General features: G+C 38.4%; 14 protein-coding genes. 4 read left to right on the top strand and 10 right to left on the bottom strand.

Annotated elements, in window-relative coordinates:
• Window positions 1–164: 164 nt before the first annotated feature.
• A complete protein-coding gene (locus L8106_RS10575) occupies window positions 165–3,299 on the top strand; it encodes a PAS domain-containing protein (RefSeq protein ID WP_009784276.1) in 3,135 nt (1,044 codons plus the stop codon).
• Window positions 3,300–3,396: 97 nt separating this feature from the next.
• Here the strand turns inward: L8106_RS10575 and L8106_RS10570 are convergent, their stop codons facing one another.
• The 7 genes from L8106_RS10570 to L8106_RS10540 form a co-directional block, all read right to left on the bottom strand.
• Entirely contained in the window at window positions 3,397–3,693 is a 297-nt protein-coding gene (locus tag L8106_RS10570; RefSeq protein ID WP_009784275.1) for a hypothetical protein, read from the bottom strand.
• A gap of 43 nt (window positions 3,694–3,736) precedes the next feature.
• Window positions 3,737–3,991, bottom strand: a complete 255-nt coding sequence (locus L8106_RS10565) for a hypothetical protein (RefSeq protein ID WP_009784274.1) — start codon at window positions 3,989–3,991, stop codon at window positions 3,737–3,739.
• A gap of 271 nt (window positions 3,992–4,262) precedes the next feature.
• A complete protein-coding gene (locus L8106_RS10560; protein WP_009784273.1) occupies window positions 4,263–5,363 on the bottom strand; it encodes a response regulator in 1,101 nt (366 codons plus the stop codon).
• Between the two features lie 97 nt (window positions 5,364–5,460).
• Complete coding sequence (locus tag L8106_RS10555; protein WP_009784272.1) at window positions 5,461–6,579, bottom strand: ATP-binding protein; 1,119 nt, start codon at window positions 6,577–6,579, stop codon at window positions 5,461–5,463.
• A 76-nt stretch (window positions 6,580–6,655) separates the two neighbouring features.
• Window positions 6,656–8,350, bottom strand: coding sequence for a GGDEF domain-containing response regulator (locus L8106_RS10550; protein ID WP_009784271.1), 1,695 nt, complete (start codon window positions 8,348–8,350; stop codon window positions 6,656–6,658).
• Window positions 8,351–8,387: 37 nt separating this feature from the next.
• Complete coding sequence (locus L8106_RS10545; protein WP_009784270.1) at window positions 8,388–10,115, bottom strand: EAL domain-containing response regulator; 1,728 nt, start codon at window positions 10,113–10,115, stop codon at window positions 8,388–8,390.
• Window positions 10,116–10,183: 68 nt separating this feature from the next.
• The gene (locus L8106_RS10540; RefSeq protein ID WP_009784269.1) at window positions 10,184–11,026 is read right to left on the bottom strand and encodes a sensor histidine kinase KdpD; all 843 of its coding nucleotides are present in this window, start codon (window positions 11,024–11,026) and stop codon (window positions 10,184–10,186) included.
• 384 nt (window positions 11,027–11,410) lie between these two features.
• Between L8106_RS10540 and L8106_RS10535 the strand changes: the two genes are divergently transcribed.
• Together L8106_RS10535 and L8106_RS10530 are read left to right on the top strand one after the other, a co-directional pair.
• Entirely contained in the window at window positions 11,411–16,756 is a 5,346-nt protein-coding gene (locus L8106_RS10535) for a PAS domain S-box protein (protein WP_009784268.1), read from the top strand.
• 72 nt (window positions 16,757–16,828) lie between these two features.
• Window positions 16,829–17,089, top strand: a complete 261-nt coding sequence (locus L8106_RS10530) for a hypothetical protein (RefSeq protein ID WP_009784267.1) — start codon at window positions 16,829–16,831, stop codon at window positions 17,087–17,089.
• A gap of 60 nt (window positions 17,090–17,149) precedes the next feature.
• Here L8106_RS10530 and map read toward each other — a convergent pair whose 3' ends face one another.
• The 3 genes from map to L8106_RS10515 form a co-directional block, all read right to left on the bottom strand.
• Window positions 17,150–17,914 (bottom strand): type I methionyl aminopeptidase, encoded by a 765-nt coding sequence (gene map, locus L8106_RS10525; protein ID WP_009784266.1) that lies wholly within the window; start codon window positions 17,912–17,914, stop codon window positions 17,150–17,152.
• Between the two features lie 95 nt (window positions 17,915–18,009).
• A complete protein-coding gene (locus tag L8106_RS10520) occupies window positions 18,010–18,384 on the bottom strand; it encodes a DUF423 domain-containing protein (protein WP_009784265.1) in 375 nt (124 codons plus the stop codon).
• Between the two features lie 74 nt (window positions 18,385–18,458).
• Window positions 18,459–20,444, bottom strand: a complete 1,986-nt coding sequence (locus tag L8106_RS10515; protein WP_009784264.1) for an alpha-amylase family glycosyl hydrolase — start codon at window positions 20,442–20,444, stop codon at window positions 18,459–18,461.
• A gap of 536 nt (window positions 20,445–20,980) precedes the next feature.
• Here L8106_RS10515 and L8106_RS10510 point away from each other — a divergent pair.
• A complete protein-coding gene (locus L8106_RS10510) occupies window positions 20,981–22,246 on the top strand; it encodes a family 10 glycosylhydrolase (protein ID WP_009784263.1) in 1,266 nt (421 codons plus the stop codon).
• Window positions 22,247–22,248: the final 2 nt, after the last annotated feature.

The following is a 22,248-nucleotide window of genomic DNA, read 5'->3' as shown; positions in this document are numbered from 1 at the left end:
AATCTTTTCATAAGCGGGTTTGGTACAGAGGGTAAAGCTGTATTCAGACCTGCTTTTGCTTTGGGCAATATTTTGGTATAATCGAGATAGTAAAGGGGTAAAAAATTCACAGAATAAAGTTCCCCAAATTTTCACAATTCTGCTGAGGTCGTTTCCCAAAACCGATGTCATTTAATCCCTTTTATTTTCATGTACCCAGTCTTGATCAGATCATTGTTCCGGTATCATTAAGCCTTACTCCAAGTCAGACGGTTCTTGAAGCCGTGAACTTGATGAGTCAGATGACAAACTCCACAACAAGATCATCAGATAAACCGGGGGAGAATCAGCAGGGTGATAGCGGGTTGCGGCATCGGTGTATACTGGTGATTGAAGCGGATCAGTGGATGGGAATTTTGGGAGAACATCACATAATCCAAGCGATCGCCTCGGGAAAAAATTTAGCAAGTTTGAGTGTGGCGGAGGTGATGACCACCCCCAATATCAGTTTAAATTTAGATGATGATCTCAGTAACAATCTTCAGACTATATTATCCCTTCTGCAACACTATCAACTCGATCAACTCCCAGTTTTAAACGCTCAAGGCAAAATTCAAGGTATTATTACAGCCCATAGTATTTTACACCATCTCCAACCGATTCATTCTCCCCACCCAACAGAAACAGAAGTGTTATCGGTTGAAGAACAGAAACCCAGTGTAGAAAACCCTCCTGAAAATCAGCTAAAACGTGAACTGGCTGAATACAAAACCCAACTCAACACCGCCAATCAACGCATCCAACAAGCGATTAATCAACGTCAACTGATCCAACGTATTGATCATAAACTGCGATCTTCCCAACAAGAAATCCGAGCTTTTCTCGCGGCTTTAAGCGATGTTATGTTAATCATTTATCTGCGAGAAAATACAGTAGAAATTCAAGAGACACCCCCCAACCCCTTTTATCCCACGCATTCGGAGATTATTGCAGAAACAATCCAACAATTGTCTCAACACTCTCTAAGTGAACATTTAATTCATCCAATACGACAAGCGCTAAAGTCTCAAGAAGTGGTGAGTTTTGAGTATAGCTTAAACACCAAAGAAGGGATGTTTTGGTTTAGTGCAAAGATTTCCCCCCTGGTGGATAATAGTGTAATTTGGGTGGCTCAAGATATTACCAAACGCAAACAAGCAGAACAAGCCCTACAACAACTAACAAACGTTCTTGAATCTCGTGTAACTGAACGCACTAACGAACTTCAGAAAGTTAATACTAATCTCAGACAAGTATTGCACGAACGAGAACTCGCAGAACAACAACTCCGCGACAGTGAACAAAAGTTTCGTCAGTTAGCTGAAAGTATTCGAGAAGTCTTCTTTATTTGGTCACTAGATGCGTTTAATCTGCTTTATGTGAGTCCCGCCTTTGAACATATTTGGGGAATATCTCCGGTGAGTTTGTATGAAAACCCCCGTTTGTGGATTGAGATGATTCATCCCGAGGATCAAAAACAGATTGAAGACACGCTGTTAGCAGAATTTTCTCGAGGAAACTTTGATCAAGAATTTCGGATTATTCGCCCAGATGGAGAGATTCGCTGGATTTTAACCCGCACTTTTCCCGTCGAGAATGACTCAGAAATAGTCTATCGGATTGTCGGTTTAGCCGAAGATGTGACTGAACGCAGACGAGTTGAGAAGGCGTTACAAGAACGTGAGGGACAGTTGGCGACGTTGGCGGATATCTCCCCTGTAGGGATTTTTCACACTGATATTGCAGGTTATTATCTCTATGTGAACGAACGCACAAGCGAAATTGTCGGACAACCTTTTCGGGAGTTTATGGGACAGCATTGGATGTTGATGGTTCATCCCAGTGATCGCCCATACGTTGAGAAAGCTTGGTTTATGACTCGTAACCACGATCAACCCCTCGAGTTGGAATATAAAATTAATCGTTCTGATCAGATTATCACTTGGGTATTTGCACAGATTATTCCTGATTTTGATGATTGGGGTATCGTTAAGGGTTTTGTGGGAACATTGACAAATATTAGCGAACGTAAGCAAATCGAGACAGAACTGCAACAGCTTAATCAACAGTTAGAGACAATAGTTGAACAGCGTACCGCACAACTACAACAAACCAACGAAAAACTACGCCACGAGATTAACCAACGTCAGCAAGTTCAAGATCAAATTGCCGCCAAAGCTAATCAACAGGCGATTATTGCCAATCTCGGACAAAAAGCACTTTCAGGAATAGATTACAATCAGCTTATTCAACAGGTGGGGGTTCAAGTTTCTCGTTGTCTTGGTGTTGAGTCGGTTCAGGTACTAAATGTTCCCATTCAAGATCCAAGTTTACTGAGATTATTGACGGAAATACAGCCCAATAATTCTCAACTCAACCCCTCAGAAGCCCTAAACCAAACTCGATCAGAAGATCTCAAGATTGATTTAGTTGAACAGGCGATTTCTTTTTCTCAGGTGGATAGTAATTCTAATCTTTATGGGTTGAGTATTGCGATTGAGAGTCGGACAACTTGTTTTGGTATTTTGAGTGCTTATACCCGTCAACAACGGGTTTTTAACCGAGATGATGTTTATTTTATCCAAAGTGTTGCCCATATTTTAGCAACAGTTATTGAACGGAACGAAACCGAGAGTCAGCTTAAGACTTCTCTCCAACAAAAAGAAGTTTTACTCAAAGAAATTCACCATCGCGTTAAAAATAATTTGTTAGTTGTTTCTAATATTCTGGAGTTTCAAACGGATTATACGGAAAATCCCGAAGTGATTAAAATTCTCCAAGAAAGTCAAAGACGGATAGAGTCAATGGCGTTGATTCACGAAAAGCTTTATGAATCAACAGGATTAGATAAAATTGATTTTGGAGATTATATTCAGGATCTCGTCAGTCAACTGAGGGAATCCTATGATTTTAATTCACAATTAATTGAGTTAGAACTTGATGTAGAAGGGATAGCTTTAAACTTGGAAACGGCTCATCCCTGTGGTTTAATTGTGAATGAGTTGGTTTCTAATGCTTTTCAACACGCTTTTCCTGATCATCGTTCCGGTAAGATTTGGGTAAAATTTCATCAAAACTCGGATGGTATTGTGACTTTAACCGTGCGTGATAATGGCATTGGTTTTCCTCAAAACATTGATTTTCGTCAGATTGATTCTTTAGGGATGGAGTTGGTTTGTACATTAATTAATCAACTTGAAGGTGAGATTGAATTAATTCGAGATCAGGGTACAACATTTTCTCTGACTTTTAAAGAATTGCAATATCGTCAACGATATTAATTCATTCAAAAAAGTTAGGGCTTAACTGGTGATGGGTGACGCTAGGCCAACCCATCCGACAGAATAATTACAGATTGAATCTAAGTAATTTTTTAGATTAATCTGAGTTAGCTTTAACTGTTTTTCGCCGTCGCATTTTCCACCACATGGATATTCCCGTAATGGTTAAAAAAAACAAGCCCGCAGCATTAAGAAAGGGATAGCTTTTTTGAAAATCAATGTAGCCAAAATCACCTTTATGCCAACGAATCATCCAGCGAAATTGATCTTCAAAACCTCCTAATTCAGCAATTTGAAAACCAACTCCTGTAATCACAGTCAGCAAAATCGGTAAGATCATAATGGGTGCGAGAAACCGATGGAATTTCCGCAACTGTGCTGTATTGATAGCCATGATTTGATCTCTATAAACAGACTTCTTTCAGTTGAGAGAGTCTTTAACCTTCTCCTCCTTCACCACCTTCATCGTCTTCATCGTCTTCATCGTCTTCTTCACCTTCTTCACCTTCTTCTCCGCCTTCACCACCTTCACCGCCTTCTTCATCAGGAATTGGGGTGACTTCTTCGGTGGTTTCTCCGTCTTCGCCACCTTCGCCACCTTCGCCACCCACTTCACAGCCCGCTAATGGACTCATCAAACCCAATAACAGTGCAAAACTAATCGCTTTTTTAGTGATTTTTTTATCGGTCATTGTAATCTCCTGATTAAATATGGTCAAGCAAAGGATCACCAACGTTTAGAGTTTTTTTCTCAAAGGCGATCGCAGATTTACAAAATTTAGCACATTATTGAGCAAATTATCCTCAAAAATCTAGTTTTTGAAGATAAGTTCACAGAAAGTTCACAATCAACTTTAATTGAAATCAATTCAAAAAATAATATAAAGAAATTGTTTTATTGCTAAAACTCAAAGATAAAATTAGGTGAATGAATTAATCTCGAACCATTCCCACTTAACAGCTTCAAAAGTTTGCAGCTATCAGCAGTTCAACTCGCACCGTTGTTTGTTGATTGGGTATGCTTTCAATGATTAGTTTTCCCTCGTGTAACTCGACTAAACGCTTGACAATACTCAAACCCATTCCAGATCCTTGTTGTTCATAAAGTTTGCGTTCAAATTGTAAATGAGTGCCGATTTTTTCAATCTGTTCCGGTGTCATTCCTCGTCCTTTGTCGCTGATCAAAAGAACAAATTTGTTATCTTTGACTTCAGTTTTAACAGAAACAGGTGTACCGGGTTCAGAGAATTTAAAAGCATTATTTACCAATTCTTCAACTAATTTAGCCAGTCGAGTGGCGGCCATTTGCACCGGGGAATCTTGCAGTTTGAGTTGTAAATCGGTTTCTCGATTAAATAGTCTGGCTTGTTCTTTAGCTGCATTAGAAATGAGCGTATCAACAGAACTCACCGAACTCTTTTGCAAAGCTAGAATTCTTTGGTTATTCGTGGAAATTAGTTCTAAGTCAGCATAGAGTAAAAAGTTAATAATCAGACGATTGAGGCGTTGGCCAGAAGTGCGAATATCTTCCAACATTTTTCGCATTTCGTCAACATCGAGATCGTCTAATTCTAACAATAATAATTCGGTATTTCCGAGAATTCCATTCAGAGGTGTTCGCAGTTCGTGGGGTAAAGAATGGGTAATACTGCGCCGCAATTCATCGAGTTTGAGTTGAGATTGCTTATCAAAGATCTCCTGCTTTTTTAGGCGAGTTTTGATTGCCTCTAATAATTCTTCTGCGGTGCAAGGTTTGGTTAAATAGTCATCTGCTCCTAACCCCATTCCTTGGCGTATATCGGTATGTTCTGCTTTAGCCGTGAGGAAAATAAAAGGAATGGTTGCAGTGGTTGGGTTGGAACGTAAGGCACTCAAAACCCCATATCCATCGAGATCAGGCATCATCACATCACATAAGATTAAATCCGGTAAATATTCGCTGGCTTTTTGAAATCCAATCCGGCCATTCTCAGCACCCAAGACTTCAAAATCTTCAATTTCTAACAGTTCAATAATGTTATCTCGAATAGCAAACTCATCTTCAATCACTAAAATTTTACTCATAACTTTTAAGTCTTTTTAAGAAGAAATATCAAGGGTAAAATTAAAACTTGTAGATAACGAATGAATAAGTTTCTACGAGTTCTATTATATCAGCACTTTAACTCAAATCTTCGGAAGATTCAAGCACCGGAATAGTGACAGTAAAGGTTGTCCCCTTTCCCACTTCACTTTCAACGCTAATTTCACCTCCATGCAAGTCTACCGCTTGTTTGACAATAGACAAACCCAGTCCCGTTCCTTTGATCTCACCCACATTAGCCGCCCGTTCAAAGCTTTGAAAGAGTTTTGCTTTGTATTCGGGGGGAAGTCCAATCCCTTCGTCTCGAACTCGAAAGACGACTTTTTGGGACTCTTGAATCAGATCAAAGTGAATAGTGCCACCCTCGGGAGAATATTTAATCGCATTAGAAAGTAAGTTCCCCAAGATATGATTGAGAAGCTTTTCATCTAACATTAATTTTCTCTCATAATTGCAGTTACAATTAAACTCCAAAGTATGTTTGTCTGTGAATAACACTTGAAAACTGTCGATTAAATTCGAGCAATATTGTTTTAAAATTAAAGGTGTAGGCTTGAAAACCATTTTACCTGACTCTGTGAGACTCAACATCAGCACATCTTCGAGTAACTGATTCATATTTTTGATCGCGGATTTAATGCGTTGAAAGTGTTTTATTTTTTTCTCGCTTGTCAGTTTTTGATCATAATTTTCTAAGAGGTCAGACGACATTTGAATTGCTGACAAAGGGGTTCGTAAGTCGTGAGAAGCTATGGATAAGAGTCGGGATTTTTCTTCTTTGCTTAACTGCACATTTTCTAGATTTTTTTGCATCTCTAGTTGGGCTTGATGTTTTCGCAATGCTAGCTTAATAGTCGCATGAAGTTCTCGATCTTTGTAGGGTTTTAATATGTAGCCATAGGAACCCGTTAGCTCTGCTCTTTCTAGTGTACTATCATCCGCATAAGCAGTGACATAGATCACCGGAATATTGAAGGATTCATTAATTTTTTCTGCGGTCTCAATTCCATCCATTTCGCCTTTGATGACAATATCCATTAAGACTAAATCGGGTTGAGTTTCTCCAACTTTCTCTAGGGCTTTGTTACCGTCAGACACAATACCAACCACGCTATATCCTAGCTTTTGCAATTTTCGAGCTAATCCTTTAGCAATTAATAGTTCATCTTCAACAATTAAAACTTTAACTTCGTTCATAGTTGATCATTGCGCTCTGCTTAACAAAATGTTTAATAGATGTATATATTGTATAAGATCTTAGCTTTAAACATGATTAAAATAAATTATAAGATTGAGTTTTTTTCACCAACTGCTTAATCTCTGAAGCTGATACTAATAAAACTTGTTGTGCCTGATCACATTTTTGCTTTTTCAACAAGATCAGTTGTTCATCAGTTTCGACTCCATCTGCGATAAATTTCAATTTTAAGCGTTTTGTTATCGAAGTAATCATATCAATTATAGTTGATTTGGGTGAGAGGGTTTGTAGCAACCTAGAATCAAGCTTGATGCTATCGATAGGGAGTTCTCCTAAATAACTAATCGTCGTGTGTTCTAAATTAAACTGACTGATAATTATTTTGATATTCAATTGTTTGATATTGAGCAATTGAGCTGCGAGTGCATTCAAATTTTTAGCCTGGGCAATCAGATCAGCATCAATCTCTAATTCTAAACTAGATGGATTATCCCCAAATTCTTGACAAAGATTAATGAGTTTTTGAATAATATTTTTATCGGTGAATAATAATTCTGAAAACGGTACTGCAACCTGTAAAGAGAGTCGAGAATTTTGCCAAACTTGAGCTTGTTTGACTGCGGTTTTAAGCATCCATTCACTCAGGGTTAGTGTTAAACCGGATTCAGTCATTAAATCTGAAATTTGAGCTTGAGAAATCACTCCCAATTGGGGATGATGCCAATAAATAGCAGTTCCCACCCCAACTATTTTTCGTCTACGAAGATCAATTCTTGGTTGATAATAAACTTTTAATTGCTGATGTTCCCAAGCTTCACGAAAATCTGCTATTAATTGAAATTGTTGAGATTGATCAGAACCAAACAGGGGACGAATATAAATTTGAGAGCGGTTTCCACCCAGTTTCTTTGCTTCTCCCATCGCAATACCCGCCTGTCGCCGTAATTCTTCTAAGGTGGAAGCATAAGGATAAAAAGCCACCCCAATTGTTGTGGTAACAGGAATCCGTTGTCCATTAATATTAAAGGGTTCACTGACTAAATTGAGTAAGGATTGAGTCAGATCTTCGACTTCTGAAGTCTGAGCAACTGGGGGTAAAATTATCCCAAATTCATCCCCATTTAAACGAGCAATTATAGTGCCTTCGATGGGTTGAATAAACTGATTGAATCGTTGGGCTAACTGTTTAAGGATTAAGTCTCCATTGGGATAACCAATCGCTTCATTGACGCGCTGAAATCGATCTAATCCGAGTAATAAAAATGGAACTAGATTTTTCTGTTTGTCTCGTTTGGCGATCGCTTGTTGTAAATAACCATTAGTTTCGCTTAAAGCCTGTAAGTTGGGTAAACCCGTGAGTTGATCGTAACGTTCTAACTGTTTAAGCTGTTCTTGTTGTTGAGCATTTCGTTGCAGTCGGGCAACAATTGCTTCTAACAATTCCTGACTGCTACAAGGTTTCGTGAGATAATCATCTGCACCCAAATTCATCCCCTGTCGTAAATCCATTCGTTCAGCTTTAGCCGTAAGAAAAATAAACGGAGTATTAGCCGTTTCCGAGTGTTTTCGTAACTCAGTTAAAACTTGATATCCATCCATTTTTGGCATCATCACATCACATAAAATCAAATCAGGAATTGTTTTTTTTGCTGTTTCTAATCCCTGTATTCCATTAGCTGCCGTCTCCACTTCAAAATCTTCAATTTCTAGAAGTTCGGCAATATTTTCTCGGATTGAATCTTCGTCTTCTATAATTAAAACTTTAGTCATTTTTTTGGGTTCCTTAAAACTTTAAGCACCATTTTGATTAAAGGGTTAAGCTTTTATTGCTTTCAACTAAAGCTTGAAACTCCTGAGCAGGTATAGGACGACTAAATAAATAACCTTGAATAATATCACACTGATATTGTCGTAATACATGAAGTTCGGCTGTTGTTTCTACTCCTTCTGCAACGACTTCTAAGTTAAGTTGATGAGCCATTTTGATCACCGCTTCAACGATAATTTTATTTTTCGGATTCTGATCAATATTTTGAACAAAGCACCGATCTAACTTCAATACATCAAAGGGAAATTGTTGTAAATAGCTGAGAGACGAATACCCAGTCCCGAAGTCATCAATAGCAATTTTTAACCCTAACGCTTTGAGACGATTGAGTTTTTGAATTGAAGCGTCTTCATGTTCGACTAAAAAACTTTCAGTTAATTCTAACTCTAAACAAGAAGAAGGTAAATCTTCGGCTAATAAAGTTTCTAAAACCATTGGGCAAATATCGGGAAGATTGAACTGACACCCGGATAAATTTACAGCCATTTTGAGCGTTTCCAAGCCAAGTTTATGCCATGTTTTCGTTTGTCTACAAGCCGTTCTCAACACCCATTCTCCGATAGGTTCAATTAAGCCAATCTCTTCAGCTAAGGGAATAAAAACCGCAGGAGAAACAAAGCCTCGTTTGCTTTCTATCCACCGAATTAAAGCTTCAGCACCGATAATTTGACCTGTTTTGAGATCGACTTTGGGCTGATAATAAAGCTGAAATTGATTGTGTTCTAATGCTTGTCTTAGGTCATTTTCTAAAGCAATTTGATCATGATCTTTGGTTTTCCATGTTTTTTGATAGCACTCATAGCGATTTCCGCCCTGTTTATGGGCATAATCGACTGCAACTTGACTACAATGGAGGAGATCATCAATTTCATCCCCATCCTGAGAATAAAAAGCAATACCCAGACTAAAGGTGATCAAAATTTCTTGGTCATCGATATAAAAGGGTAAAGATAAGTTTTTTAAGATATTTTTAGCCATTTTAAAAACAGCATTTTCATCCTCCTGAATGTCTAAAATAAGAATAAATTTTTCTTCATCTAAGTGAGCAATTTTTGCCTTTGAACAGAACTGATTTTTCAGTCGTTCTCCCACCGCCTTGAGAAGACAATTTGTGGAATCATATCCCCAGGCTTCATTAATTCGTCTGAATCGCTCTATATTGACTGCAATGACTGGAATAAATTGGGTTTTTTCTAAAGTAATTTTTGCTTTAATTTCCTCAAATTGTTCTCTCAGTGCTAAACGATTGGGTAAATTTGTGATTGGATCGATGTAGATAAGTTTCTTAAATTCCTCTTGAACTTTATGGACTTGATTTTGATAATATTGTTGAACCCTAGAGTGTTTTTCGAGCCGGACCGTAATGGCTTTTAAAAGTTCGGTAGATGTACAGGGCTTGCTAATATAATCATCAGCACCAAGTTCCATCCCTTTGCGGGTATTGGTTCGATCTGATAAAGCCGTCATAAATATAAAGGGAATTGTTGCTGTTGATGGATGACAACGCAATTGTTCTAAAACATCATATCCATCTAGGATAGGCATCATTATATCACATAAAATTAAATCCGGTTTGTAAGTTTGAGCGAGATGAACTCCGATTTCTCCATTCTCAGCTTCCCACACCTCAAATTCTTCAACCTCGAGTAACTCTTTAATATTGGATCTAATCATTTCTTCGTCTTCTATGATTAAAATTTTTGTCATTTTTTTTGAGATAAACAGCAGAGGATTTGAAACTGAACAATATAGAACTATTTGATCAATCTTCTTTCTTATTCCTGACTCCGTTCATCAGCATTTAAGGGAAGAATAACTATAACTTTAGTTCCTTGATTTTCTTCACTCTCAATAGTGATTTTACCGTGATGTAAGTCTACTATGTGTTTAACTAAAGATAATCCTAAACCCGTTCCTGAGATGTTGCCAATATTTTTTCCTCGATAATAGTTAGTAAATAAGCGATCTTGATCGCTTTTCGGAATTCCAATACCTTGATCTTGAATTTTGAAGATTGCTTGCTGATTTTCACAGATTAGATCAAATTTGATCTCACCTCCCCCTGGAGAATATTTAATAGCATTAGACAGTAAGTTAATGGTTGTTTTTTTAAGTAACATTTCATCGAATTTTCCTTCAGAACTTGAACCCTGACAACTAAAAATAATTTCATGCTTATTGGTTCTTTTCTGCATTTCTTCGACTAAGATACGACAAAGTTTTTCGAGATTTACAGAAGTTAAATAAATCTCTAGATTGCGTGCATCCAGTTTGCCAATAATTAAAGTATCTTCTAACAAACTGGTCATTTGCTCAATTCCTTGTTTAATTCGCTGAAAATGGGTTTGCTTTTTCTCCTCAGAAATTTTGTTACTGTAATTTTCGAGAAGTCCGGCGGAAAATGAAATCGTTGTCAGTGGAGTTCTAAACTCGTGAGAAACTGTTGTAATAAAGCGCGATTTTAGATTATTTAACTCTTTTTCAAGTTGTTTCATTTGCTGATCATGTTGTTGGATCATCTGTTTATTTTTGGCCTCAAGTTGATTGATTTTTTCTTGTAAATTCTCAATCGATATGGGATGATTATTCTCTTGATTGTTATCTGATTTATCTAGCATTATTAAGTAATTATTGTTTTTTCAATTTGGATTTGAGTTTTTCAAAAAATGACTATTTGGGAAATTTAATCAGATCAACTAAAATTTAACTTGATAGATTGATCTCGCTGAAAGTCTAAGTTTTTCTTCAATTTAACGATCAGGATAAAGATTTAAAATAGGTTCTCTAGAGAAGATAAAAGTTGATCAATTTTTTGCCTGAATAGATCTCTACTGAGTCCTCTCAAACTTTATTTCTATTCTAGCTCAGATTTCACTCATTAAATTTAAAATTTGTAACCTCCCCGAGTTGATCGGTAGCCTGAATCTGTTGACTCAAGTTAAGATAAAACTAGATCAAATAATAACCCTCAATTTTAACTCACCGATACTATACGAATAGCAATGGTCATACAGCCCGATCCTGTGCCGCTCTGTTCCCGAAACTGGGATAATTTGGCAGAAATTCTAGAACGTCATCCCCTCATGGTTGCGCCAGAGACTCCGGTTTTAGAGGCTTTGGCAAGTATGAATTATAGTCAAGATCCTGACTCAACTCAACCCTCGAGTTCTCAGAACATTTCTGTCCAGAGGGAAGGAAGCCTTAGCTATGCTTTGGTTATGGAAAATAATCGGTTAGTGGGTATTTTAACAGAGCGAGACATTGTACGGCTAACCGCTTTTAGACGAACCCTTTCTCAAGCTTCTGTGGGTGACGTGATCAGTCCACAGGTTCAGGTCTTACATGAGGCTGAATACGAGGGAATTTTCACAGTTTTGTCACAATTTAGAATCCATCAAATTCGTCATCTTCCCGTTGTCAATGATCAAGATCAATTGTTAGGAGTGATCACTCCAGCAAGCCTTAACCAAGCCCTTCAACCTGCCAATTTCTTGAAATTGCGTTTTGTGGGTGAGGTGATCACTTCTCAAGTCATTGATGCCCCTCCAACGGCTTCAGTATTAGAGATTGTACAGTTGATGGTTCAACATCAAGTGAGTTGTATTGTGATCACTGAGACTCAAACTTGTGCTGAGGATCACAAAGTCATAAAAATTCCAGTTGGGATGATCACCGAGCGAGATATTGTTCAGTTTCAGATTTTAGGCTTAAATTGCGATCGCCTCCGAGCAAAAGAGGTGATGAGTACGCCGCTTTTTAGTGTGAAAACCAGTGATAGTTTGTGGAGTGCGAACCACCAGATACAACAACAGAACATTCGTCAGTTAGTCGTAACCGGAGAACAGGGCGAACTCCTGGGTTTGGTCACTCAAAGCAATCTACTACACGCTCTCAATCCGGTAGAGTTGTATAGTATTGTCGAAATCTTAGAAGAAAAAGTCAGTCAACTCGAACTCGAAAAACAAGAGTTTCTCAAACAGCAACAAATCAGTGCTGAACTCGATCAGTTTTTTAATCAGTCTGTCGGTTTATTCTGTATTGCCGGATCAGATGGCTACTTCAAACGCATCAACCCCGAATTTCAGTCTCTACTCGGCTACAGCAAAGCAGAACTATTATCTCAACCCTTATCTAGCTTTGTTCACCCCGAAGATCAAGCCCGAACCGAAGCCGAGTTCGCACCCTTAACCCGAGGAATTCCCTGTCGGGATTTTGAAAATCGTTACCGATGTCGAGACGGTTCCTATCGTTGGTTATCTTGGACAGCAACACCGTTTAAGCAGGGTTTACTTTATGCTGTCGCCCGTGATATTACCAGATACAAACAGATCGAGCAACAGCTACAAACCAGCCAAAAACGCTACGCCACTCTCTCGGAAATTTCTCCGGTGGGAATTTTTCAGGGGAATGCCCAACGGGAATTTGTTTATGTGAACCAACGGTGGTGTGAGATTGCAGGTTTGTCTGCTGAAGAAGCCCTGGGGAGGGGATGGATAAAGGCTATTTATCCCGAAGATCTCGATCACGTTTTTAACGAATGTCTGAAAACTGACACCCAGAAACGGTTTCAGTGCGAATATCGGATGCAGCATACCGATGGAAGCATTGTGTGGGTCTATAGTGAAGCAGTACCGGAATACAACGCCACAGGAGAAATTGTCGGTTATGTGGGGACGATTACCGATATTAGCGAACAGCAAGCTGCACTTCGTGAACGCAAACAAGCTGAACTCGCCCTCCAACACCTCAATCAGCAGTTAGAAGAAAGGATAGAACGACGCACCGCACAATTACAAAAAACCAATCAACAACTCTTACAAGAAGTTCAAGAACACCGACAAACTGAAGCCGAACTGCAACAAAGTCAGCACTTTATCCAAAGTGTTGCTGATGCCACGCCAAATATACTCTATATTTACGATCTGATTGAGCAACGGAATATTTATGTTAATCGGGAAATTGAGATTATCTTGGGCTATACTCGCCAAGAAATACAAAACATGGATGATCGACTGTTTGCAATGATTATTCATCCCGAAGATTTAACCAAATTTCCCGAGCATCACCTCAAATTTGATACCGCCAATGATAATGAAATTATCGAAATTGAGTATAGAGTCAGAGATATTAACGGAAATTGGCATTGGTTACTCAGTCGAGATACCATATTTGCTCGCACCCCAGAGGGTAAACCTAAACAAACTCTCGGTGCTGCATCGGATATTACCGAACGCAAAAAAACAGAAGAACAATTACGCTTGAGTGAACGAGCGATCGCCGCCAGTAACAATGGAATTGTTTTAGCCGATGCTCGTTTAGAAGATCATCCGATTATTTTTGTTAATCCCGCTTTTGAAAAAATTACTGGATATTCGGCTTCGGAAATTATAGGGGAAAACACCCGTTTTCTACAAGGAACGGATAACAATCAACCGGAACTAGAGCGGTTGCGGGAGACACTCAAAAATCAAGAAAGCTGCACCGTTATTCTTCGCAACTATCGCAAAGATGGGAGTTTATTTTGGAATGAATTAAACCTCTCACCCATTTATGATCAACAGGGAAATCTCACCCATTATTTAGGGATTCAAAATGATGTTACCGAGTCAAAACTCGCCGAAGAAGAACTGCGAAAACAGCTTGAGCGAGAGCGAGTCATCAAAGCTGTAACTCAACGGATTCGAGAATCTTTAGAGCTTAATGAAATTCTCAATACAACCGTCACAGAAGTTAAGCAAGTATTAGAAACAGATCGAGCCTTGATTTATCAGCTCTATGCAGATGGAACCGGAAAAGTGATCGCCGAAGCGGTTAATTCTGATTGGACTGCTATCCTTGATCAAACGTTCCCCACAGAAACATTCCCCGCAGAAATCTATGAAGATTATCTTCAGGGTAAAGTGGGCATTATTTCTAATGTAGACACCGAGAATATTTTACCTTGTTTGGTGGAATTTGTACAGCAATTTCAAGTTAAATCTAAAGTTACGCTGGGGATTATTCAGAAAAATAAACTCTGGGGACTGTTGATTATTCATCAGTGTTCGAGTCCGAGAAAGTGGATCTCAAAAGACATTGATTTACTCAAACAACTCGCCAGTCAACTGGGAATCGCTATTCAACAATCTCAACTCTACAAACAACTGCAAACTGAGTTACAAGAACGCCAACAAGCACAACAAGCTTTATTATTAAGTCAAGAACGATTACAATATTTGCTGTCTTCAAGTCCGGGTATTCTCTACAGTATTGAAGCCAGAGGAGATTACAACACAACTTTTGTGAGTGAGAATTCTTTCACTGTTTTGGGTTATAATTCTTCAGAAATACTCCAACCGAGATTCTGGTTTGAGCATCTTCATCCTGATGATATCTCGACCATTTCAACCATCGGATTAGCTCCTCTATTTCAGCAAGGATATCACAGCCACGAATACCGTTTTCTACATGGTGACGGGACATATCGTTGGATTTATGATCAAATGAAATTAGTCCGAGATGCTGCGGGTCAGCCCTTAGAAATAATTGGGTATTGGATTGATATTAGCGATCGCAAACAAGCCGAAGAACAACTCACCAAGCTTTCTGAACGCTTGCAAGTAGCGATTAAAGCTGGAAATATTGGCATTTGGGAATGGGATCTGATCAATAATGTTTTAACTTGGGATAAGCGGATGTATGAACTCTATGGGATGAAACCCTCAGAGTTTGAGAATGTTTATGAAGCTTGGAAAAAGAGAGTGCATTCTGACGATCGAGATCGAGCAGATTTTGCGATTCAACAAGCATTGCGAGGGCAGAAGGAATATGATATTGAATTTCGAGTTCTGCGTCCTGATGGTTCGAGTTGCTACCTCAAAGCCGATGCTATTATTCTACGCAATCAAGCAGGTGAACCTCTACGGATGACGGGGATTAACTACGACATCAGCGATCGCAAACAAGCAGAAATTCAGCTTAAAGCCACAAACGAACAATTACAAGCGGTTCTCGATGCAGTTCCGGGGTTTGTTTCTTGGGTGAGTTCCGATCTGCGTTATTTGGGCGTAAACCGCCAACTAGCAAGAGCAATGAAGTTATCCCCGGAAGATTTTATTGGTCAAAAAATCGGATTTTTAGATTCTTATTCGTCCACGTTTAGCCAATTCTTTATTCAATTTTTTAAAGATCGAAATAGTTATAATCGTCAACGAGTTTTAGAAGTCAAAGTTAAGAATGAAACCCGATTTTATTTACTTGTTGCTCAGAAATACAATCAAGATCGAGCAGCCACTTTAGTCGGAATTGATATTACTGAACAAAAACAAGTAGAAGAAAAACTGCAAGCAACGACTTCTCGCCTTAGCACCCTGATTGAAAATTTACAGTTGGGAGTTTTGGTAGAAGATGAACATCAGCAAATTGTTTTAGCCAATCAAACCTTCTGTGATGTGTTAGAACTTCCCCTTAATCCTCAAACTTTGACCAGACATAATTTTTCTAACTTGACTGAGGACTATCAACATTTGTTTTCCGATCAATCCCAATTTATTCAACGATATCAAGAGATTATTGATCAAGGAGAAATTGTCACCAATGAAGAATTACAAGCCTCAGATAAACGAACATTTGAACGAGATTATGTTCCGATAAAAATCGATCAACAATCTCAAGGACATCTATGGATATATCGAGATATTAGCAATCGTAAGCAAGCAGAATTACAATTAAAAAACTCTCTCAAAGAAAAAGAAGTTTTACTCAAAGAAATTCATCATCGGGTAAAAAATAATTTACTTGTAGTCGCCAATTTGTTAGAGTTTCAATCCGATTATTTTGAGGAGCCTAAATTTATTCAAGCTTTAGAAGATAGCAAAAACCGAGTCTACTCAATGGCGTTAATCCATGAAAAACTCTATCAATCAACAAATTTATCCCGAATTAATTTTGGAGAGTATCTAGAACAATTAATCGATCATCTGCTAGAATCTTATGGTGATATTGATCAACGAGTAGAGTTTAAAACAGAAGTTGATCCCATTTTCTTAAATATTGAAACGGCTCATCCCTGCGGGTTAATTGTCAATGAGTTAGTCTCGAACGTCTTTAAACACGCTTTTCCCAATGGAATGACGGGTCAGGTTTGGCTGAAACTCCATCAAAGTTCTGAAGGTTTAGTGACGCTAACTGTTCAGGATAATGGTATTGGTTTTTCCGATAATATTGACTTTCAAAACGTTGATTCTTTGGGAATGGAATTGATTTGTACTTTAACCACTCAGCTTGAAGGACATATTGAACTTATTCGAGGAGAAGGAACAACTTTTAACGTGACATTTTTAGAACTTCAATATCAACAACGGTATTAATTCATCTGTGATTTTCGGAAAACATCAGTCAGAAATCGTAGATTAATCTTGAAGTCTATTAAAAACAGTTTGATGACACCTAAAAATAATTCTCAACCCCGTTCATTCAAGACCATTATCATTCATTTTCTGATCGGAGCATTTATTGGTTTGTTTCCCCTGTTGCTTCCGTTTTCCTATGGGGGACTCTCGGGAAACTTAGCCAATTGGAGTCAAACTCAAATTAGTCTTTCTATCATTTTACCCTTAACCGTTGGGTTATTCTCCGCAGTTTTTGGAGAACGTTGTTTAAACTTACTGGCGAAAATGTTAGACAACTTACCGATTATATAAAGCATAATTGCAATAATAATTGTAGTGTGGGCAATGCCCACCCTACTCTGAAAAAACAGTCTAATCTGGTAGGGTCAAGATATCGACACCAGAATCAGTGACAGCAAGAGTATGTTCAAACTGAGCAGAGAGTTGACCATCTATCGTAATCGCCGTCCAACCATCTTCGAGAACTTTCGCTTCCCAAGTCCCTTCATTAATCATCGGTTCAATGGTAAAAACCATTCCCTGACGCAGTTTTTTTCCTTTCCCGGCTTTTCCATAATGGGGAACTTGGGGTCCCGTATGAAAGGTTGTATTCACCCCATGACCCACAAAATCTCTAACAACAGAAAATCCGTGAGATTCTGCATACTCCTGAATAGCAGCACCGATATCGCCAATTCTAGCCCCTGGTTTAACCGCTTGAATTCCCCGCATCATTGATTCATAGGTGACTTCTACTAACTTTTTTGCTACAGGGGAAGGCGTACCCACAAAAAATGTTTTAGAAGTATCTCCGTGATAGCCATCTACAATCGGAGTCACATCAATATTAATAATATCTCCATCTTGAAGAATCTGTTTGGCGTTAGGAATACCGTGACAAATGACATGATTGATACTCGTACAAATGGACTTAGGAAAGCCATGATATCCTAAAGGAGCGCTGCGTGCGCCATGAGCTTGTGTCCAACGTTCAGCTTCATCATTAATTTCTAGGGTGCTGACTCCTGGTTTAACCATCGGTTCTAGATGATTCAAAAGTTGAGCCGCTAAACGTCCCGCTTGACGCATTTTTTCAATTTCACGACTCGATAACAGAACAATTGTTTCGCTTCCCATTTGCGCTTAATTAATAAATTATTCGTCTGGTTATATTTCCAGCCTACTCCTTTACCGTATCATAACGCACCAAATCGATAAATTTCTAGTTTTCCTCATAGCTTAAAAGCCGCGATCGCTAAACATCCCCATCCCGCTATCAATGCGACACCCCCAAGCGGTGTAATTGCACCTAACCATTTAATCCCCGTTAAGCTTAAAGCATACAAACTTCCTGAAAAAATCGCAACTCCGATAATAAATGCAGTTCCAGCAATATTCATTAACGCTTGAGAAGATTGAGACGTTCTCAGTAGCACTGCGATTAAGAATAAAGCCAGAGCATGATACATTTGATAGCGAGCGCCTGTCTCGAAGATTTCTATCGCCCGTTCGCTGATTTTCCCACTCAAAGCATGAGCGCCAAAAGCACCCGCCATAACAGATAAACCGCCTAAAATTGCTGCAATTGGTAAAAAGATTCGTTCCATGGATTGAGCCTTATTTTGAAATGTATTGACTTCAGCTTTGACCCCATTGGGATGTTGATAGAAATATGATCACGTTAACTTAAAGTCCAAATCCGTCCATAGTTACTCGGAATGGTTAAGTTATGTTCTTCTCCAATACAAATATTTTTTAAGTTCAACTCTGGTACATCTTCCCCATGAAGTTCTTCTTTGAAATTGCCACTATAAGTTGAAGGAAGCTGAAAGTCAGATTCATCTGGAAAGCGAAACTCAATCTTTTGATCTTCATCAGAAAAATTGAGCGCAATTAAACTGACTTTTTCCTGAAGTTTTCGATAGACAATTAACACACCACGAGACTGATAACGCTCATAATGATTGTGAAAATAATAACTGTCATCATTTAAAGACCGAAATTGAGGCTGTTGACGGCGTAATTGAATCATTTTCCGAACTAAACGAATCATTTTCTGACCAATTTTATCATAGAAATAATCCCAACGCACGGGCCGAAAAAGCATGACTCGAATCGCCCCTTCTGGTGGAATATAATAGTTTTCTGCAAATTCTTGACCTTGCCAAATTAAAGGAATTCCTTTAGCCGTTAATACACCAATCAGATAAGGCTGTACCTTATACCAGTTTTCTTCGCGATCGCCTTCTTGTAAAAATTCTTCATTTCGACAAGGTTTACAGCCCCAATTACAAACAAATCGAGGATGATCGTGAGTTTCAATATATTGTAATGCGGTTTTGATTTGAGTATCCCCGTTCTGATTAACTTGATTGGGATAGCCATACAAACTATAACTTAATGCGAGATTGTCTAAGAAATAATATTTGTTATAACTCACTTGTTTGGACGTGTACAAGGTTCGATTTTGCCAAGTACAATTACTATAGGTTTCCTGTAAAACACCTTGGGGATCTTGTAGTTGTTCAGCACATTGAATCAAATTTAGAGTCTCATAATCATTATTGTTAAAAAATCGCTGCCAGTCTTTCCAATTTTCCTGTTTGTGTTGAACAATATTGGCTTTGCTTTTCACTTCTTGATAGGTATTGTAGGTTAAATTTGCATAGCCTTTTCCGACTGGCCCATCCCAATACCCCGGAACAAAGTCATAGCGAAAACCATCAATATGATATTCTTCTAGTAAATAACAGTTGACTGTATAAAAGAAGTCTTGAATAAACGGATGGTCAAAGTTTGTACATTCATCATCTTTGCCAAAGCCATCCATGTCGCCAAATTTTCCCATCAAAGGATTGGGCTGTTTTAGATTTCGATAGAGATAACTATAGGCAAAATGTTCTTCTGTATGGGCATAAACCACATCTAAAATGACTGCAATTCCTTTCTGATGAGCATAATCCACTAACTTTTTCAGATGTTTAGCTTTTCCAAACCGTTCATCAATTCCAAAGTAGCCAATGGGTTTATATCCCCAGTCAATTGTATTGACAACATTAGAAATCGGCATGATATTAATACAATTCACTCCGAGATCCGCCAGATAATCCAATCGATGAATGGTTTCTTTGAGATCTCGACCAAACTCACTAATCATCATCTCATAGATGATTAAATCATTTAAAGCAGGTGTTTTCCATTGCTTTTGTTCGTGTTTACTCCATTGATAATCTTCATTTTCAACCGTAAATGCAGAGAATTTACCAATCCCAAATTCTCGCGCAAATGGGTCAATAATCCAATCAATTTCCAAGGGTTGTTGATCTGCATTGATTGTTGAAGATTTCAGAAAATAACGATATAAATATTTTCCTTTTTTACCCCAGCTTGACTTCGGATGTTGTGGATCATATTCTTTGATCTCTACTTTTTGTGACCAATAACTACACCCATCTTGATTGTTTTTATACTCAAAATCACTAGATTTTAATTCAATTTTATGAGGCGGAATATATTGTAAAAACTGGTCATGTTCATGGATAATTTTAACAAAAACTTGATAATCATTTTTGATATAAATCTCAGGAAGAAATAGTCCAAAATCAATAATATAAGGATTTTTAGGGTTGACTATCGCTCCCAGTTTATCTAAAGGCAAACGTTCCATTGTATTAATAAAGAATCGGATAATGTTGGGCCAAAATACAGAAATTCATCGAGATCGATAACAATCCAAACCCTGAACTGATGGAGTTTAAATCCATTCAATCAAAGATTAAAAACTTCCTCTAGATCTTGACTGTCCTGATTGAGTTTGGATGAACTCTGATCTCTGAGAAACAAGCCAAAGTCCAGTTGTCCAGGATTTGACAATGAACTTCCATACAAATTATACAGGAATTGATAGGATAAAAGTCAAAAAATTTTAGAGCAAAGCTCCATTAAATCTAAATTTGAGCAAATTCTGTAATTTAGGCGATCGCCAAGGGTCTATCCATCTATTCTTCTGTCGCGAAAGGGGGGTTTAAGTGAATCTAATATTAAAATTTAAACAAATTTATAGCAAGTTTTTGAGTTAAAATACACCTTCTCAGGTAAACTACCTTAATATTCTCTTTAGCAAGTTAAAAGACTTGCTGGCAATTATCAATCATCAAGACCAGTCCTTGATGCACTTGCGAACCTCACTCACTATTGAACTCCATGAAATTGTGTTTAACCTCTAAAAGTTGTTCATCCGTTCGCGTCAAACAGGTGATACGTTCGCTCAAATCTCTATTGTTGGCTGTGTTCGCCTGCTGGATCACCATTTCCTGGGCGAGTCATCCGAGTCAAGCCGTCGTCGATCCCCAACCCTTCCAAGAAATTCGCGGCGTTTGGATGACCAGCAACGACAGTGATATTTTGCGAGATCGTCCAAAAGTACAAGAAGCAATGAGTCAACTGGGGCGGTTGAACTTTAATACAATTTATCCGGTTGTCTGGAATTCCGGGTATGCGCTGTATCCAAGTGCTGTGGCTCAAGAAGCGGGGATTCAACCCTTTATTCATCGCGGTTTACAAGGACAAGATATTTTAGGGGAATTAACCACCATTGCTCATCAACAAAACTTATTAGTAATTCCCTGGTTTGAGTTTGGGTTCATGGCGCCTCCGACATCAGAATTGGCATTAAATCATCCAAACTGGTTAACTCAAAAGCGGGATGGAAGTCAAACTTGGATCAGTGCTGCGGGTGAAGTGGTTTGGCTCAATCCCTTTCATCCCCAAGTTCAAAAATTAATCACAGACTTGGTTTTAGAAGTGATTACTCAATACAATGTCGATGGAATTCAGTTTGATGATCACCTCAGTTTACCCAATGAATTTGGCTACGATCCTTATACAATTTCCCTCTATCGACAAGAAATGAATGCCAATCCGCCTGCAAACCCGGAGAATCCTACTTGGATGCGTTGGCGGGCGAATAAAATTACCGCATTTGTAAAAAAACTCAATAAAGCGGTCAAAGAAAAACAGGCGAATGCAATTTTTTCCGTTTCTCCGAATCCGTATCATTTAGCCTACAATACTTATCTACAAGATTGGGTGAATTGGGTACGAGAAGATTTAATCGATGAGTTAATTGTGCAGGTTTATCGTCCTGATATTAATAGTTTCCTCTCGGAAATTGTTCGACCGGAAATTAAAGAAGTTCACAAAAAGATTCCGACTGGCGTTGGTATTCTAACAGGTTTACGAAATCGACCTATTGCGATGCAACACATTCAAGCCAAGGTACAAGCGGCGCGTCAACAGGGTTTAGGAATGTCTTTCTTCTTCTTTGAAAGTCTTTGGGATTATGCACCGGAGTCTATTCAAGAGCGAAAATCTAACTTTCAAGCCTTGTTTAATCAACCTGCAACTCGTTTACTGGGTACTGCGGCTTCATCAGTGACTACAGAAACGTCACCCCCTTCTACAAACTAATC

This window comes from Lyngbya sp. PCC 8106, from assembly GCF_000169095.1.
Classification (GTDB): domain Bacteria; phylum Cyanobacteriota; class Cyanobacteriia; order Cyanobacteriales; family Microcoleaceae; genus Capilliphycus.
This window is presented reverse-complemented; position numbering and strand designations above follow the sequence as displayed.

Excerpts from the sequence above, each read along its gene's own strand:
- L8106_RS10575 (WP_009784276.1), top strand. The coding sequence starts at position 165 with ATGTCATTTAATCCCTTTTATTTTCATGTACCCAGTCTTGATCAGATC.
- L8106_RS10570 (WP_009784275.1), bottom strand. The coding sequence starts at position 3,693 with ATGGCTATCAATACAGCACAGTTGCGGAAATTCCATCGGTTTCTCGCA.
- L8106_RS10565 (WP_009784274.1), bottom strand. The coding sequence starts at position 3,991 with ATGACCGATAAAAAAATCACTAAAAAAGCGATTAGTTTTGCACTGTTA.
- L8106_RS10560 (WP_009784273.1), bottom strand. The coding sequence starts at position 5,363 with ATGAGTAAAATTTTAGTGATTGAAGATGAGTTTGCTATTCGAGATAAC.
- L8106_RS10555 (WP_009784272.1), bottom strand. The coding sequence starts at position 6,579 with ATGAACGAAGTTAAAGTTTTAATTGTTGAAGATGAACTATTAATTGCT.
- L8106_RS10550 (WP_009784271.1), bottom strand. The coding sequence starts at position 8,350 with ATGACTAAAGTTTTAATTATAGAAGACGAAGATTCAATCCGAGAAAAT.
- L8106_RS10545 (WP_009784270.1), bottom strand. The coding sequence starts at position 10,115 with ATGACAAAAATTTTAATCATAGAAGACGAAGAAATGATTAGATCCAAT.
- L8106_RS10540 (WP_009784269.1), bottom strand. The coding sequence starts at position 11,026 with ATGCTAGATAAATCAGATAACAATCAAGAGAATAATCATCCCATATCG.
- L8106_RS10535 (WP_009784268.1), top strand. The coding sequence starts at position 11,411 with ATGGTCATACAGCCCGATCCTGTGCCGCTCTGTTCCCGAAACTGGGAT.
- L8106_RS10530 (WP_009784267.1), top strand. The coding sequence starts at position 16,829 with ATGACACCTAAAAATAATTCTCAACCCCGTTCATTCAAGACCATTATC.
- map (WP_009784266.1), bottom strand. The coding sequence starts at position 17,914 with ATGGGAAGCGAAACAATTGTTCTGTTATCGAGTCGTGAAATTGAAAAA.
- L8106_RS10520 (WP_009784265.1), bottom strand. The coding sequence starts at position 18,384 with ATGGAACGAATCTTTTTACCAATTGCAGCAATTTTAGGCGGTTTATCT.
- L8106_RS10515 (WP_009784264.1), bottom strand. The coding sequence starts at position 20,444 with ATGGAACGTTTGCCTTTAGATAAACTGGGAGCGATAGTCAACCCTAAA.
- L8106_RS10510 (WP_009784263.1), top strand. The coding sequence starts at position 20,981 with ATGAAATTGTGTTTAACCTCTAAAAGTTGTTCATCCGTTCGCGTCAAA.